The following is a 17402-nucleotide window of genomic DNA, read 5'->3' as shown; positions in this document are numbered from 1 at the left end:
AGGATTACTATGGCTATGGCTGCGGAACGCAACAAAACGATGTCCAAAGAGATGCTGAGTCAAGCGGTCTTGGACGCATTCAAGAAATTACATCCATGGGTGATGATGAAAAATCCGGTCATGTTCGTCGTAGAGATCGGCACGGTCATTGCGCTGCTGCTGACTCTGGCTCCGGATCTGCTAGGCGCAACAGAGGTAGGACGCGGTTATAATGCCGCCGTGTTCCTGATTCTGCTCTTCACGTTGCTGTTCGCGAATTTCGCGGAAGCGCTGGCCGAAGGCCGGGGCAAAGCGCAGGCGGATACGCTGCGGAAAACGAAGTCGGATACGAAAGCTAGGCTGGTTGGGAAGGACGGCACGTTCCAGGAAGTGTCCTCGACTTCTCTGCGCAAGGGAGACATTGTACGTATCGAGGTTGGCGAGATCATCCCTTCCGACGGGGAAATCGTCGAGGGCTTGGCCTCGATTGACGAGTCCGCCATTACGGGCGAATCCGCGCCGGTCATTAAGGAAGCGGGAGGCGATTTCTCCTCCGTAACGGGCGGGACGCGGATAGCTTCCGATTACATTGTGATTAAGGTAACGACGGACCCCGGCGAGTCGTTTCTGGATCGGATGATCGCGCTTGTCGAAGGCGCCAAACGGCAGAAGACGCCGAATGAGATAGCACTGACCACGCTCCTTGCGGTGTTGACGTTGATTTTCCTGATCGTTATTGTGACGATGGTGCCGATCGCGCAGTATTTGGGTGTGAAATTGGAGATTTCCACCTTAATCGCTCTGCTTGTCTGTCTCATACCGACGACGATCGGGGGACTCTTGTCGGCGATCGGGATCGCGGGGATGGACCGGGTCACGCAGTTCAACGTGCTGGCGATGTCGGGGAAGGCCGTTGAAGCGGCAGGCGACATCGATACGATGATTCTCGATAAAACGGGTACGATCACCTTCGGGAATCGAATGGCCGCAGAATTCGTGCCGGTGCAGGGCGTGCCCGTCAAAGAGTTGATTTTCGCAGCGCTGCAAGCTTCTGTCAAGGATGAAACGCCCGAGGGCCGCTCGATCGTGGAGTTGGCGAACAAGCTGGGCACGACCTGGCAGGCCGGCGACTACGAAGCCGCACAAGTGGTGGAGTTCACGGCCGATACGCGGATGTCCGGTCTTAATTTGGCGGACGGTACAGCCATTCGCAAAGGTGCCGTGGACGCCATCCAGAAATATGTGACGGCACTTGGCGGTAAAGTCCCTGCCGATTTGGAAAGCAGCTCCAACCGGATTGCCAAAGCCGGAGGTACGCCGTTGGCAGTCGCTGTAGGAGGACGCATTTATGGCGTCATTTATCTCAAGGACACAGTCAAACCAGGACTTAAGGAGCGATTCGCCGAACTGCGTGCCATGGGTATCAAGACAGTCATGTGTACGGGCGATAATCCGCTGACGGCAGCGACGATTGCGCTCGAAGCCGGTGTAGACGAGTTCATTGCCGAGGCGAAACCGGAGGACAAAATTGCGGCGATCAAGAAGGAGCAGCAGGAAGGCAAGCTAGTCGCGATGACCGGAGACGGTACGAACGACGCGCCGGCGTTGGCGCAAGCGGATGTAGGACTGGCCATGAATTCAGGGACGATGGCGGCCAAAGAAGCGGCGAACATGATCGATCTGGATTCCGATCCGACCAAGCTGTTGTCGGTAATCTCTATCGGCAAACAGCTGCTGATCACGCGCGGTGCATTGACGACGTTCTCGATTGCCAATGATATCGCCAAATACTTCGCCATCATCCCGGCGATGTTCATTCTGGCCATGCCGCAGCTGCAAGCGCTCAATATTATGCAATTGGCATCTCCGGAATCGGCCATTTTGTCGGCGCTGATCTTCAATGCCATCATCATTCCGCTGCTCATTCCAATCGCAATGAGAGGCGTGAAATACAGAGCGATGTCGGCCAACAAGCTGTTATCGCGGAACGTCTTGCTTTACGGACTCGGCGGTGTCATTGTACCGTTCATCGGCATCAAGATCATCGATTGGGTGCTGTACGGTCTAAATATCGTATAAAGAGGAACGAGGAGATCATGATATGAAATCGGTTGGGATTGCTATTCGTATATCGGTACTGCTAATGGTCGTCTGCGGGCTGATTTATCCGCTCGTGACGACAGGCGTTGCGCAGCTGTTGTTTCCCAAACAAGCGAACGGCAGCTTGGTGGAAGCTGGCGGCACCGTCGCCGGATCGGAGCTGCTCGCGCAAGGGTTTGCATCGCCGAAGCTGTTCCATCCGAGGGCATCGGCAGCCGGTTATAACCCGGCGGCTTCGTCCGGCTCCAATATGGCCGTGGCTTCAAGCGACTATGCTGCGGCTATGGCGGAGAAGGTTGAAGCCTGGAAGAAGGAGAATCCCGCGCTTACCGATATTCCGGCAGAGCTTGTGACGGTATCGGGCTCCGGCTTCGACCCGGATCTGTCGCCGGAAGGAGCGAAAGCACAGGTGCCTCGCATCAGCAAGGAGACGGGGATCGGTGAGCGTCAGCTGAACGAGTTGGTCGACCGGCTGACGAAAGGGCGCCAGCTCGGCGTATTCGGGGAGCCGAGGGTCAACGTGACCGAATTGAATATGGAATTGCTGAAGCAGGTGAAAATGTAAGAGGCAGGCGCCGCTCTCCTTCCATGGTGAGTGGTTTCTGCGCATTCAAGGGCAGAGGAGAAGAATACCTGTGGATAACTTCAAACGGAAAACGCCGGAGGAGATTTTATTATCCATCTCCAAATTGCACCGCGGTTCCTTGAAAATATATATGGGGGCTGTCAGCGGATCGGGGAAAACGTACCACATGCTTCGGGATGGACAGAACCTCAAGAAACAGGGCATCGACGTCGTGATCTGTGCAGTCTCAACGCTGCAGCGGCCGGAAACGATGGAACAGTTGGGTGACTTGGAGCGGGTTCCAAGTATTCATTGGTTCCGGGGGGACGTGGAGCAGAAGGATTTGAATGTCGAAGCCTTGGTGATTCGAAATCCGGAGGTTGTCCTCACGGACGGCCTGGCGCATCGGAACCGCCCGGACGCGCGCTTTCCGACAAGGCTGGAAGACATTAAGTTCCTCCTCTCCCAAGGCATAAGCGTCATTACGACAGTGAATGTCTACGAATTGGAGGAGGCGAAGGATGTCGCGCATAAATTAACGGGGATTGAAGTCCCCCATTGCGTGCCTTCGGACACTCTGGAGCTGGCCGATGAGGTGCGCCTGATCGACGCGACCCCGGAGACGATCCTGAGCCGGTTGGCGGAGGGGCATCTCAAGGGCCGTCAGGACGAGGGAGTCTTCAAACGCGGCAATCTGGGCGTGCTGCGAGAGCTGGCGCTGCGCCTGGTAGCCGAAGATGTGAACGACTCGCTCGAAGAACACCGCGATCAGATGGGCTTCTCCGGTCCCTCCGGAGTGACGGAGCGGATCATGGTCACGACGCAATATCACTGGAACGGCTCGATCTATGTTCGCCGGGGACAGCAAATTGCCAAACGCTTGAACGGCGAGCTTCTTGTCGTTACGTTACGCTACAAGAATAAGCTGTTAACGAAAGAAGCGGCCGCTTTTCGCAAATCCATCATGAAGCTGGTGGAGAAAGTCGGCGGCACCTTCGAGGAGCTGCCCTTGCTCTTTCGCCGGTGCATCCCGCGAATTTTGGTGGACTATGCCACCCTGCATAAAGTGACGCGCATCGTGCTCGGCCACTCGAAGCAAACCCGATGGCAAACATTGTGGCAGGGTTCCGTCATTAACGGCTTGCTGCGGAGAACGAAGACGATCGACTTATTTCTGGTGGCGGATCGGGCATCTATGGAAGGGGAGCGGATTCTGCCGGCCCATATCCAGGCGGTGAAGGAGCCCCATAAGTATAAGCGTCTCAGCAGGCAGGAAGTGGAGGCGAAGATTGAGAAGATCAGCCGCGGACGCTTCAAGGTGTATATCGGTGCCGCCCCCGGCGTCGGCAAAACATATACGATGCTGCGGGAAGGCGACGATCTGCTGAAGAAAGGGATCGACGTGAAGATCGGGCTGCTGGAAACGCATGGACGCCATGAAACGATCCAGCAGATTGGCGAGCTGGAGACAATTCCCCGGGCGAAGCTGTATTATCAAGGCGTGAGGCTGGAGGAAATGGACACGGAGGCGATCATTCGGTTAAGACCCGAGGTCGTCTTGGTCGATGAATTGGCACATACGAATGTTCCCGGGAGCAAGCATAAGAAGCGGTATGAGGATGTGTTGGATATTTTGGAGGCGGGCATCTCGGTAATTGCGACGCTGAATGTGCAGCACCTGGAGAGCTTGAACGACGCCGTAGAGCAGATCACGGGGATCCGCGTGCGGGAGACGGTGCCGGACAGTCTGCTGCGGGCCGCCGATGAGGTGCAGCTCATCGATGTTGCTCCCGAGGCGCTGCGGCAGCGCATGCGGGAGGGTAAGATCTATGCGATGGCGAAAGTGGAGCAGGCGCTGGGCCATTTCTTCAAAATAGGCAACTTGATCGCCCTGCGCGAGCTCGCCCTGCGGGAAATTGCCGATGATGTCGACGAACGCTTGGAGTCGATGGAACGTAAAAGCTCGCTCCGCGGACCGTGGCGCCGCAAGGAAGTGATCTGCGTAGGCGTGACGGAGCTCGCCCAGGCTGACCGCTTGATCCGCCGGGGCTTTCGGATTGCGCACCGGCTGAAAGCGGCTTGGCACGTCTGTTTCATTGATCCGGGTCCGGCAGACGGGCTTCGACTGGACACCGATAAGATGGAGAAGCTGAGGAGACTAACCGTCACGCTGGGCGGCCATTTCTCTTATACGGAAGCGGGAAGCCGCAAGCAAGTGCCGCGCGTATTCGCAGAATTGGCCGGCAAGGCGGCGGCGACGCAGATTATCGTTTGGAAGGATACAACGGTTCGAAGGCTGCTCCCTTTAACGAGCCATATGGATGTGCTCATCGTAGCGGATTACGATATATGGCAAACCGCAGGAAATAAGGTAAAATGAGGACATGATGAATAAACCAACGGAAATTCCGGTTAGCTGGCAATCCTATGGCGTGACGGCTCTGTTTATTGCAGTGCTAACCTTATGCATGCATATATTCAGTGCAATGGTGGGTTTGGTCAATATCGCTCTGCTCTATTTACTACCGGTCCTGTTCAGTGCGGTGCGCTGGGGAAGAGGCCCGTCTTTCTTCGCGGCATCGGCCGGTGTGCTGGCTTTCGATTTCTTGTTCGTTCCCCCGGTTTTCAGCTTGTCGGTTGCCGATTTGCGGTATTTGCTATCCTTCCTTGTTTATATTTCCGTTGCGGCCTTAACGGCAAGCTTGGCTTCCAGGCTGCGCAGCCAATTCCATCAGGCCCAAATGAGGGAGGCCAGCACCGCCGCGCTCTATGAGCTGAGCCGCAAGATGACGGCAATCTCGGACGTCGATGTCCTCCTGAAGCAGCTCGTGCAGCATGTGTCGGACACGTTGGAGGTGAAGGCAGCGATTTTTCTGCCGAATGAACAAGGTGAGCTGCGGATGGAGGCATGCTCCGAGGAAGGTTGGGACGACGCCCAAGAGGAGTCGCAGGTGTCTATCGCTGCATGGGTGTACAGACATCATACGCTGGCCGGCCGGGGCACGTCGTCCTTGCGGGAAGCCACCCATCTCCATGTCCCGCTGCTTACCGGCAAGCAGGCGCACGGCGTGTTGGCTGTCGATGCACGGACGTACAGCCAGTCCGGCATGCCGGAGCTGATCCGGACCATTGAGGCGCATGCCGATTTGGCGGCTGTCGCGCTGTCCCGCGTCAAGCTGGCCAATGAAGCGAAGGTCGCGCAGCTTACGGCGGAATCGGAGAAGCTGCGCACCGCGCTGCTCGATTCGCTATCGCATGAGCTGCGAACACCGCTCGCCGCGATTATCGGGTCGGTGACCGGCTTGCTGGAGGGCGATGCCGTGTTCAGCCCTGAAGACAAGCGCGAGCTGCTGCTGACGATCCGGGAGGGCTCGACCCGCATGAACAGGCTCGTAGGCAACTTGCTGGGCATGGTCAGGATCGAAAGCGGCATGCTTCGGCTGAACCGGACATGGAGCGGCATCGACGATCTGATCGGGGTTGCGCTCACCCAGTTGAAGGATGCGCTGCAGAGCCGGAAGGTAAGTGTCCGGCTGGCGCCGGATCTGCCATCGCTCCCGCTGGATGATGTACTGATGGAGCAAGTGCTGATCAATGTGATCAGCAATGCCATCAAATATTCGCCGGAAGGCAGCGAAATCCGTATGGAGGCGGAGTTCGACCGGGATATGCTTCACTTATATGTGAAGGATGAGGGGATAGGCCTTGCACCTGGCGATGGCGAACGGCTGTTCGAGAAGTTCTACAGAGGGCAGCTGACGAAGCATATCCCAGGTACGGGCTTGGGGCTCGCGATCTGTAAAAGCATTGTAGAAGCTCACGGCGGACAGATAGCCGCAAAGCCTAACGAGCCCAAGGGGACGGCGGTTCGTATAAGCTTGCCTCTGCATGTTCCTTTAAGAGAGAGGGGTGAAGATAGAGATGGAGATGCAGATGGAGAGGACACCTACAGGGGCGAAAATATTAATTATTGACGATGAAGCGCAAATCCGTAAACTGCTTCGGGTCACCCTTAATGCACACGGTTATGAAGCGGCGGAAGCGGCAACCGGGCACGAAGGGATGCTGCAGGCGACGATGGTGCGTCCAGACCTGATCGTCCTCGACCTTGGATTGCCCGATATGACGGGGATGGAGGTGCTGGCTCACATTCGGGAGTGGTCGAAGGTCCCGATTATTATTTTGACGGCCAAGGATCAGGAGCAGGATAAAGTCGCTGCATTGGATCAAGGGGCGGACGATTATGTGACGAAGCCGTTCGGCATGGGCGAGTTCATGGCCCGCATGCGTGTTGCGCTGCGGCATACCGCCAAGACGCAGGATGAACCGGTACTGCGGCATGGTCAGCTCGTCATTGATCTGGCGCACCGGACGGTTGAGCTGCAAGGGGAGAAGCTGAAGCTGACCCCGACGGAGTACGATTTGCTCAAAGTGCTGGCGTTGAACGCGGGCCGCGTCATGACGCACCGCCAGCTGCTCAAGCAGGTGTGGGGCGGTTCCCAGTATGAGTCCGACAGCCAATATTTGCGCGTATATGTCGGCCATTTGCGGAAGAAAATCGAAGCGGATTCGACAAGGCCGCAATACATTCTTACGGAGCCGGGGATCGGCTACCGTTTTGCATATCAGGAGTAGGCAAGTTCGAGCTGCTCAGCCTCCCACGCACTCCATTTGTCATAAATGGAAAAACTCCTGTTATTTCAGCGTTCAATTGGCTCGTGGAGCGAATAACGGGAATTTCTCCCGTTAAAACTCCGGATGCAAAACAAATATGGACAATTTTCATGGAATTAGCTGGAGAAAATCCAGTTATCACCTCAGCAGGAGTGCTATTACGCCGAAATAAAGGGAGAAATTCCAGTTACGCGTACCTCCTGCGCAGGATCCTCCTAATAGCACCAGCACCGCCGCCTCCTGCGGGACTCTCCTAAACATCAGCTCCGTCACCTCTGAGCGGATTCTCCTAATCGCACCAGATACGTCGCCTCCTTCGGGATCTTCCTAATCGCTCCAGCACCGTCGCCCCCTACGCAGTACTCCCCTAATCGCCCCAGCTCCGACATCATGCGCGGGATTTTCCCACCCCCCCCCCTAACAGGCTAGCCTTCCAATCCTAAAGAACTCTGCTCGCAACCGTTAAGTTCCTCACCGTCAGCGATCCAGAAAGATCACGATCGTTTGCATAGGGAGCTGCCATCCGCGGAAAATTAAGACAAAGCAGAATGTCACATAGGGGGTAAAAGATTTTGAACAAGCAGGATCAGCAATTATCGGTCTTCTCTTTAGGCGGCATTAACGAAATTGGCAAAAATATGTACGTCGTCCAGCATGGAAACGATATCGTCGTAATCGATTGCGGCTCCAAATTTCCGGACGAAACCTTGCTCGGCATCGATCTTATCGTTCCTGATATTACGTATTTGCTCGAGAACAGCGAGAACGTCAGAGCGTTAATCGTGACTCACGGGCACGAGGACCACATTGGCGGCATCCCTTATATTCGCAGACAATTGAATATGCCCATCTATGCGACCAGGCTGACGCTGGGTCTGATCGAAGGAAAGCTCAAAGAGTCCGGGCTGCTGGCCGGCACTCAGCTGAACGAGATTACGTCCGATTCGAGCTTGACGCTGGGCAGCATCACATCCACCTTTTTCAAGACGAATCACAGTATTCCGGATTGTTTGGGGGTCGTGTTCCGTACGCCAGCAGGCACTGTCGTTCATACGGGGGACTTCAAGTTCGATCTCACCCCTGTCAATCATCAATACCCGGACATCCACAAAATGGCCGATATCGGTTCGAAGGGCGTCACGCTCCTTCTATCGGAGAGTACGAATGCCGAGCGGCCAGGGTACACGCCTTCCGAAAGCCATGTAGGCAAACATATCGAAGAAGCATTCCATAGAGCGAAGCAAAAAGTGTTCATCGCCACCTTCGCGTCTAATGTGCACCGGCTCCAGCAAGTTGTGGACGCCGCCTCGGCGACGGGCCGCAAGCTGGCGCTGCTGGGACGCAGCATGGTGAATGTCGTGAAGGTGGCTTCGGAGCTCGGCTACTTGAATGTGCCGGAGGGCATGCTGGTGGATGCGGCAGAGGCGGGCAACCTGTCTTCCGACCGTATTGCCATTCTGTGCACGGGCAGTCAAGGGGAGCCGATGGCCGCCCTTTCCCGGTTATCCCGTTCCAACTACCGCAATGTCGAGATTCAACGGGGGGACACGGTTATTCTCTCCTCTTCGCCGATTCCCGGCAACGAACGCAATGTCTCCAAGACGATCGATAATTTGTTCAGTCTGGGCGCAGAAGTGATCTACGGATCCAGCTCGTCGACAGGGATGCACGTCTCCGGCCACGGCAGTCAAGAAGAGCTGAAGCTCATGCTGACGCTGATGAAGCCCAAATATTTCATTCCGATCCACGGCGAATACCGCATGCTGCACCAGCATCGCATTCTGGCGGAATCGGTCGGGGTCGAGCCGGACAATATTTTCATTCTGAATAATGGGGATGTCGTGGATATCCAGGGGGAGACGGCGGTCCAAACCCGCAAAGTCACCGCGGGCAATACGTTGGTCGACGGCTTGGGAGATGTCGGGAACATCGTTCTAAGGGACCGGAAGCAGCTGTCGGAGGAAGGGATCCTCATTGTAGTTCTTTTGCTGAGCAAGGCGGATGGCAAAATTTTGTCAGGACCGGACATCATCTCCAGAGGGTTCGTATATGTGCGCGAGTCCGAGGATCTCATTGACCAAGCAAGCATCCTGGCGGCAGATACGGTCAACAGAATGCAGGCCGAGCAAATGAATCAATGGAATGTGCTGAAAATTAACGTGAAGGAAGTATTGGGGCGTTTCTTCTATGAGAAAACGGGCCGAAGACCCGTCATCCTCACCATCATTACGGAGTTTTAGCCTTGCGGATATATTAAACAGGCAAGATCAGCACTTTGCCCGAAGTCATATTAGCTGCATACTGATGGATCGCATCCACCGTTTGCGGGAGCTTGAACGTTTGGGAGATTTCCGTCTGGATGTGCGATCCGACGGATTTCTTCATCGAGCCCTGCAGGGAGAGCAGTTCGAAGATCGATTGGGTCTTCACCCAATCGGAAGCCCAGAAGCCCGTGATCTGCTTCCGGCGGAAAACGAGATCGTTGGCGTTAATGGTTGTCGTATGGCCGCCTAGCAGGCCGTATTGGAACAGCGTGGAGCCATCCGGGAGCGCCGAGAGCACGGTACCCGTCAAGTCTCCGCCTACGGCATCGAAACAGACGGTAGCTCCGAGCTCGTGGGTCTTGCGCCGCAGCGTCTCCTCGAAGGCTGGGGCGGCGCTGTTCACGATATGCAGCCCGCCGATTTCTCGCAATAGCTGCTCATGCTCACTTTTGCGAACTACACTGATGACGGCGAGGTTATGCGCTTTGGCGAGCTTCACGAGTATTCGGCCAAGCGCGCTGGCGCCGGCTGTCTGTACGATCGCCTTGGATCTGTGCTGCTTGGCGATCTTCACCATGGCCAGGGCACTCGCGGGATTTACGAAGAAGACCGCGCCCTGCTCGTCCGACACGTGGTCCGGCAGAACCATGCAGGTCATGGCGCTGGCTTTGGTATACTCACTCCAAGAGCCGTACACTTCCGAAACGAAGGCTACGCGCTTTCCTTTCAGCATACGGGCGACAAGACTGCTGCCGGTTGCAATGACCGTTCCGCAGCCTTCCATGCCTCCAACCGAAGGGAGTGCCCGCTTTATGCCGTAATTGCCGGAAAGAAATAATAAGTCCGCAGGATTAATGGAAGCTGCATGCACTTTAATGAGGACTTCATTGTTTCCGATTGCCGGAATCGGCGTTTCGCCGAATTCTATCCCCGAAACCCCGCTGTACTGCTTGATCAGCGCGGCTTTCATCATTTTCGACATACGTAATGACCCACCCGTCCTAGATGAAATGTTTACTAATGTTCACTGTATTATATAATACAGGGTGATTGGGTGGGAATAATGGCTAACATCAAATTTGCATAAAGATTTGATTAAGTGGGTGCCTTCGAGGCACCCTTTTGCATGAAATTATAATTGCTTCATAAAGCCATGGGCGATATTCAGGTCGGAGGGCATGAATTTGGCGGTGCCCGATTTGATCAGGCCGGCAAGCACAATGCAATTCGAGGCGATGGCGCCGCGCATCCAGTTGGGATCGAAGGGAGAGTTCGCTTCAAGCGAGCCGAGATCCAGCATGGCCAGCTGCTTGGTGAATAAGGTGAAGTCGCTTCTCAGGCAGTATAAGTCTTGTTCCAGCTCGATCTGGAAATGCTTCAGGTAAGTCTTCTCGCCGCCGGTATATGCAAATGGGCCTAACGTAGCGGGGAAGCGGGAGGATAGCCATTTGATGCATGTGGTTATTTGCCTCTGGTGCGGGGGGCAGAGCAAGTTGAATTGCTGATTCAAATCGGAAATCCCGAAGGGGATCAGATAGGGAGCCTCGCACTCATGCGTAATAATCTGGATGCTGCCGCTTCCGGCGTGGATGACGTCGAGATGGCTGGGGATATCGGATTCGGCTATCGCTTTGCGCAGCAGCTCGGCTTCTTCCTTCTGGGAGATCGTCCGGTAAGCGATGCGGAGATTTCTGCATATTTCCTCCATATGCTCGCACAACTGCGGCGACCTCCGCATCGCATCGGTCCCGATCGCCTCGACGTGGCCTTGCAAGTCCCCGTCCGGCATGGAGCCTTGGCTGGACAACAGCGATTTGATCTGGTTCTCAATCGCCGGCAGACAAACCTCGCTCTCTAGCAGTTCCCACGTAAGAACATCGATTTGCTCAATTCCCTCATCTGACTTCCTGAATACTTTGGCGCTGTGACTGCCCAGATCCAAAATTAATTTATCACTATGCATAAGATTTCACCCGTTTGTTCCTTTGTCATGGTTTACGCGTCTGTGAATCCATGTTAGTTTGCTAGATGCTGTATAATTGGCATTCTCCTGTAAAATAAAGGCTCTCAGAAGTCCAATCATATATGATAAATGTTTCCTGTGTCAACCAGTTTTTGCTAAAAATTAGGATAAGTTCCGATAAAAGAAATTCCAACAAAATGTAAGTATTTCCGACATCGGGCAGCTGATTAGGAGGGGGCGGAACGCAAAAAAAGACCCGTTCCAAGAAAGGACCGGGTCGTTATTTTATAGAACAAATTTATAGCCTACACCCCAAACGGTTTTGATATATTTGGGCTCTTTGGGGTTGACTTCAATTTTCCTTCGCAGGTTCGTAATATGTACATCAATGGCGCGATCGTTGACGTAAGAGTCGAAGCCGCGCAAGGCATTGATCAAGTCCTCCCGGCGGTAAACGCGTTCGGGATGCTCGTACAGCAGCCGCATCAGTTCGAATTCGGAGAACGTCATATCGACGGATTCGCCGCGTACGTAGAGCGTTCTTTTCTCCAAATTGATGTTCAAATCCATGGGCGGCACCGTCACAGGCTGAGGAGCCTGCTGGTCTTCGGACGGTTGGGTTTGCTTGAACCGGCGTAAGAGCGCCTGGATTCTGGCCTTCATCTCATGCATGCTAAACGGCTTGCATAAATAGTCATCGGCACCGACGGTAAATGCCTCGATCTTCTCGCTGACTTTGGAGTTGGATGAGATGATAATGATCGGAACGGGTGTCAAGCTGCGCAAAGAGTTGCATAAGTCCGTTCCTTCGAAGTCGGGAAGCATGAGATCCAGAAGAATCAGATCCGGGTTAAATTCTTGCAGCGCTGCGAGGCCGTCTTGACCATTGTGGGCTCTCTGGACGAGGAAGCCTTCTTCCGTCAGATACATGCAGACCATTTCACCGATTATATCGTCGTCCTCAATTAACAGCACTCTGTCCAATTATAAACTCCCCCAGACTAAGCTTATTTGTAATTCTAAATTGTGAATGAACAGAGGGATCTTAAGTCCTAACAATTAACTCATTAATTCTATTATAAGGTGTCGAAAATTAAGAGTAAACCGCTCACACACATATTTTATCGGGTATTTGTTAGTAAAATGTTAGCGAAAAACCGCTGAGAAATCATACCTTTTAGGTAAGTAACCTAATAAGTGGAAGCTACAATAAGAGACAATACGGCTTTTATGGAAATTTGCATGCAGGAGGTGTTAATGGAATGGGTCTTATGGATAGGTATGGAGTCCTGATTGTAAGTGACTCAGTGGAACTGAGAGAGAACCTGCTCCCCGTCTTCGAACGGGATGAACAGTTCCGGGTTACCGGGCTCGCCAAGCACGGCAACGCCGCACTGGACGATCTGTTGGCAGGGAGACCGGACTTAGCCGTGATCGATCTGGCAATGCCCAATCTTGGCGGTCTTACGGCGCTTCAGCTTATTATGAATCATAGTCCAATTCCAATCGTTGTGCTTAACACGCATACACCCGAAAGTACCATGCAGACCGTCCAAGCTATGCGGATGGGGGCTGCGGATTATTATCATAAAGATATGCTTGTAGGGCCATCCTCGCACGAAATGATGATCTCCTACTTCTTGGAGCGCTGCAAAATGGCGGTGCTGAACGGCATTCAAGGCGTCTATGAATCTCCGGTCAATACGGCTGGAATTGCGGAGGCTGCGCTTACGGACACGCTGCAGGTGAAGCGGCAGCAGTTCCAGAAGCGGATGGACATTGAGTTCCATCTGCGCAAGGCGATCGCCAATCAGGAATTTTATCTGGTGTACCAGCCTGTTGTGGATGTCTATATGAACCGGATCGTGGGATTGGAGAGTCTGATTCGTTGGCGCAATCCATCGCTGGGGCAAGTGCCGCCTTGCGATTTCATACCGGTGGCGGAAGAAAGCGGCCTGATTCATGAGATTGGGGAGTGGGTGCTCCGGGAGGCCTGCACGCAGAACAAGAAATGGCAGGATGCAGGCCTGCCGAAACTGTTCGTAGCCGTCAATTTATCCCGGCGCCAGTTCAATGACAGCGGATTAAGCGTGACGATCCAGAAGATTTTGGAGGAAACGGGCTTGCAGCCGAAGTATTTGGAACTGGAAATTACCGAGAGCATGAGCATGGAAGTGACGTTGGCCGCAGATGCGCTCAGTCAGCTGAAAGGGCTAGGCGTACACGTAGCGATGGATGACTTCGGCACCGGGTACAGCTCGCTCGGGTACTTGAAGGATTTCCCAATCGATAAGCTGAAGATCGATCAATCCTTCATTAAGGGTTTGAAGCACAGACAGGTGAATGCGGCTATCGTGAATACGGTGATTACGATGGCCAAGAATTTGAATCTGCTCGTCGTAGCCGAAGGGCTGGAGAGCGAGGAGGAGCTGCAGGTGCTGCGGGATTGCGGCTGCCGGTTCGTGCAGGGCTATTATTTCAGCAAGCCGGTACAGGCGGATCATATCGAGGAGCTGCTGCACACGGATACGCGCGTAGTCAACAAATAGGGTAGGCAAGATGAAGATAGGCAGGTGATCGTTCTGCTGCGCGATCTGGTTACGAATTTCGCCATTATTACGGTTTTTGTATTATTCGTCGAACAGTTTTTCATCATGACGAAGCTCGATGAGAAGCCGTCATGGTATTATAAGATTTACGTCGGGATCACGCACGGCATTCTCGTCCTGATCCTGATTAATTCCGGGGTGACGGTTGACGGCCAGTTCTCGCTGAATTTACGTGGCATTGGGTTTCTGCTGGCCGCTTACCTGGGAGGATATCCGTCCATTATCATTGCCTTCGTGGTGTTATGGCTATGGCGCTTCTTCACGGATAGTTTCAACTCACTTCCGGTCATTTTCATCGGACTGGCGGCGATTACGGGCACAGCGTTTATTTTTGCCAGAACGCGTACGTACTGGTTCAAGTGGTTATACGGTGCCACCTTCTTCTATACGTTCTATTACGGGATGATTTGGCTTGTTTACCGAACCCCCGCGACAATCATTTGGAGATACGTGTGTTACCAGATGGTGTGTGTAGCGGTAGTGGCTTGCTTTCTCGGCTATCTGATCCGCGCGCGGGAGTACAAGCAGCAGATTCGGCAGGTGGAACAGGAGCTCATCGATATGCTGCGCTTCCAGCCGGGCTTAACGTTCAAGTACCATAAGCACCGGGAACATTTTATCTACATATTAATCGAAGGTCAGTTACTCTATCAGCTCGGCATGAGGCCAAACCAATTCATCGGTAAAAGCATACAAGATATCCAAGCGCCAGGCAGCAGCTTCCTGGAACCGTTGCATCCGTTCTTCGAGCTGGCTTGGCAGGGCGAACGGGTTACCTACGAGTATGATTTTGACGGCACCACGCTGCTAGTGACACTGCAGCCGATTAGCAGATTCGGCAGCGTAGCGGAGGTGATCGGATCGGTCGTCGACGTGTCGGAGCACCGGGCCGTTCAGATGAAAGCAAGGGTCAGGGACGAGCAGTACCGGACATTGGTGGAGAATTCGGAGGACTTCATATTCAGGTTCTGGCTGGATGGGAGCATTGCCTCGGCTAATTATAAAATGTATGAGACCTACGGCCTCAAGCCGGACCTGGTCAAAGGCAAGCAATTGACCGAAGTGATACAGATGAACGATCCGCAGAAGTGGGAACGGGCTTTCACACAGTCGATTGCCCAAGGCAAGACACAGCAGTTCGATATGAACCTTCTGCTGCCGGACGGCACCGAGCATGCGTACAATGTCACGCTATCTCCGCTATTCGATGAGAAGCGAACCGATATTATCGGAGTGACCGGTACGGTCCACGATATAACGGACCTGAAGAAGCGGGAGGAGGCGGATGAGTCCAACCGGGCGAAAAGTCAATTCCTGGCCCGGATGAGCCATGAAATCCGCACGCCGCTGAACGGCATTATGGGACTGTCGCTGCTGCTGCAGAGAACGGAGTTAACGGCGGTACAGAAGGATTATTTATGCAAAATGGATGCTTCATCCAGCGTCCTGCTCGCTGCGATTAACGATATTTTGGACTTCTCGAAGATCGAAGCCGGCAAATTGATTTTGGAGAAAGCGGACTTCTCCCTGGAAGAGTCGCTGCAGAAGGTGGCGGATCTGATCAGCGTTTCCTTGGGCAATAAGCATATCGAGATTTTGCTGGACACGTCGGCCGATATGCCCGATTTGGTTAACGGCGATTCCTTCCGCTTGGAACAGATTCTGATTAATCTAATGAATAATGCGATCAAATTTACGAATTACGGCCATATCCGGCTGCAGGTTCAGCTGGAGGAGTACGTGGAGGAAGGCGTCGTCATCTCCTTCGCTGTGGAGGACACGGGAATCGGCATCTCCAAGGAGCAGCTGGCTTTGCTGTTCCAGCCATTCTCGCAAGCGGATACATCGACAAGCCGTAAATATGGCGGCACGGGACTTGGCTTAGTGATCTGCCAGCACTTGGTGCAGTCTATGGGCGGCGTTCTGCAGGTGGAGACGATACCGGGGAAGGGCAGCTGTTTCTATTTCAGCTTGATCTTCGGGCACGATCAACGCGCAGAGGAAACGCTTCGGCGGCAGGGGCTCCCTCCTGCCGCACACCGGCCCGGCAATAAGCTGGCGCTGGTCGCCGAGGATCATCCGATCACCGCACGGCATCTGTCCGGACTGCTTGCCGATTGCCGGCTTGAGGTGACAGCTGTGCCGGCGGCAGCGGACATCTTCACTGCGTTGGAGCAGCAGCATGTGCCCCGTTATCTGTTCCTGGATATGCAGATGTCCGCTATGCAGGACCCGTCCGTATGGCAGCGGCTGGTGGATTCGGCCGACCGCTCCCGGACCCAGTTGATTGCGCTAACAACGCTGCAGGGACGTGAGGACATGGCAGCCTTGCCGGACGTTCTGAAGGCGGATGCGGTTCTCGTGAAGCCAGTGAGCAGACTGTCGGTGCGGAAGATGCTTCAGGCGCTGGATACGGACTCGCCATACATGGGGACGGCTGGCATGCCAGCGGAGCAAACCAGGACAATAAGCCATTGCCCGCCCTCCAAAGGGTATATCCTGGTTGCCGAGGACAATGAAATCAATCAATTGGTGATCACACAGCTTCTGGATCAATTGGGGTACACGGCTGTCATTGCGAATAACGGGCATGAGGCGTTGTCGCGAGCGGAGGAGCAAGCGTGGAAGCTGATTCTCATGGACATTCATATGCCTGAGATGGATGGTTATGAGGCGACGCAGAAGTTAAGGCAGCTGAAAGCGATGAAAAGCGTGCCGATTGTTGCTCTGACGGCAAACGGTTTCGTGAAAGAGCCGATGCAAATGCTCAAGCTCGGACTCAACGATATGCTGGTTAAGCCGGTGAACGAGCAGCAGCTTTCGAATATGCTGGAGAAGTGGCAGGATTTAAGCTGGTTGTTGAACCTGCAAGGGCTCGATACGGAGCGCGTGCTGCGCAATATCGATGGGAAAATACATATTTATCAATATATGATCGAAAAATTTAAGCTGGATTACCGGCATTTCGCAGAAAACCTGCTCGCCTGTATGGTCCATCGCGAGGATGCGGCGGCACGCCGTATGGTGCATACGCTCAAGGGGGTTGCCGCGAATTTCTATGCGGAATCGCTGCACAGTGCCGTGATCGCTTTGGAGCAAGAGATGGAGGAGGAGATCAGGCTGGAGGCCTGCAAGGAGGGCATTGTGCGTGTTCAGTACGAGATCGATCAAATTCTGGGAGTGGCGGTAGGCGGCCGGATAAAGAAATACTAGGCTGGATTTCGTGGTATGATAGCAGAAAAAGGAAT

The 17402-nt window shown here is 54.1% G+C and carries 11 protein-coding genes; 8 read left to right on the top strand and 3 right to left on the bottom strand.

Annotated elements, in window-relative coordinates; translation table 11 throughout:
- The first annotated feature begins 15 nt into the window (after positions 1 to 15).
- The 6 genes from kdpB to PUT07_RS08115 all read left to right on the top strand — a co-directional run bounded on the left by kdpB (position 16) and on the right by PUT07_RS08115 (position 9558).
- Complete coding sequence (kdpB, locus tag PUT07_RS08140; RefSeq protein WP_274467507.1) at positions 16 to 2058, top strand: potassium-transporting ATPase subunit KdpB; 2043 nt, start codon at positions 16 to 18, stop codon at positions 2056 to 2058.
- A gap of 22 nt (positions 2059 to 2080) precedes the next feature.
- Positions 2081 to 2644 (top strand): potassium-transporting ATPase subunit KdpC, encoded by a 564-nt coding sequence (gene kdpC / locus PUT07_RS08135; protein ID WP_274467355.1) that lies wholly within the window; start codon positions 2081 to 2083, stop codon positions 2642 to 2644.
- 70 nt (positions 2645 to 2714) lie between these two features.
- On the top strand, positions 2715 to 5024 hold the full coding sequence (locus PUT07_RS08130) for a histidine kinase (protein WP_274467354.1): 2310 nt from the start codon (positions 2715 to 2717) through the stop codon (positions 5022 to 5024).
- Between the two features lie 4 nt (positions 5025 to 5028).
- Positions 5029 to 6618, top strand: a complete 1590-nt coding sequence (locus PUT07_RS08125; protein ID WP_274467353.1) for an ATP-binding protein — start codon at positions 5029 to 5031, stop codon at positions 6616 to 6618.
- Complete coding sequence (locus PUT07_RS08120; protein WP_274467352.1) at positions 6566 to 7279, top strand: response regulator; 714 nt, start codon at positions 6566 to 6568, stop codon at positions 7277 to 7279. Before PUT07_RS08125 ends, PUT07_RS08120 begins: the two co-directional genes overlap by 53 nt.
- Before the next feature lie 611 nt (positions 7280 to 7890).
- A complete protein-coding gene (locus PUT07_RS08115; protein WP_274467351.1) occupies positions 7891 to 9558 on the top strand; it encodes a ribonuclease J in 1668 nt (555 codons plus the stop codon).
- Between the two features lie 13 nt (positions 9559 to 9571).
- Here PUT07_RS08115 and PUT07_RS08110 read toward each other — a convergent pair whose 3' ends face one another.
- The 3 genes from PUT07_RS08110 to PUT07_RS08100 all read right to left on the bottom strand — a co-directional run bounded on the left by PUT07_RS08110 (position 9572) and on the right by PUT07_RS08100 (position 12520).
- Complete coding sequence (locus PUT07_RS08110; protein WP_274467350.1) at positions 9572 to 10564, bottom strand: zinc-binding dehydrogenase; 993 nt, start codon at positions 10562 to 10564, stop codon at positions 9572 to 9574.
- A gap of 150 nt (positions 10565 to 10714) precedes the next feature.
- The gene (locus tag PUT07_RS08105) at positions 10715 to 11545 is read right to left on the bottom strand and encodes a hypothetical protein (protein WP_274467349.1); all 831 of its coding nucleotides are present in this window, start codon (positions 11543 to 11545) and stop codon (positions 10715 to 10717) included.
- 285 nt (positions 11546 to 11830) lie between these two features.
- On the bottom strand, positions 11831 to 12520 hold the full coding sequence (locus PUT07_RS08100) for a response regulator transcription factor (RefSeq protein ID WP_338000746.1): 690 nt from the start codon (positions 12518 to 12520) through the stop codon (positions 11831 to 11833).
- 287 nt (positions 12521 to 12807) lie between these two features.
- On the opposite strand from PUT07_RS08100, the gene PUT07_RS08095 reads away from it, so the two are divergent.
- Both PUT07_RS08095 and PUT07_RS08090 read left to right on the top strand, forming a co-directional pair.
- A complete protein-coding gene (locus PUT07_RS08095) occupies positions 12808 to 14094 on the top strand; it encodes an EAL domain-containing protein (protein ID WP_274467347.1) in 1287 nt (428 codons plus the stop codon).
- A 24-nt stretch (positions 14095 to 14118) separates the two neighbouring features.
- On the top strand, positions 14119 to 17367 hold the full coding sequence (locus PUT07_RS08090; RefSeq protein ID WP_274467345.1) for a response regulator: 3249 nt from the start codon (positions 14119 to 14121) through the stop codon (positions 17365 to 17367).
- Positions 17368 to 17402 lie beyond the last annotated feature (35 nt).

Source organism: Paenibacillus sp. MAHUQ-63 (assembly GCF_028765165.1).
Taxonomy (GTDB): Bacteria; Bacillota; Bacilli; order Paenibacillales; family NBRC-103111; genus Paenibacillus_E.
The sequence above is the reverse complement of the archived record's forward strand: the minus strand, read 5'-3'. Positions and strand labels throughout refer to the sequence as shown.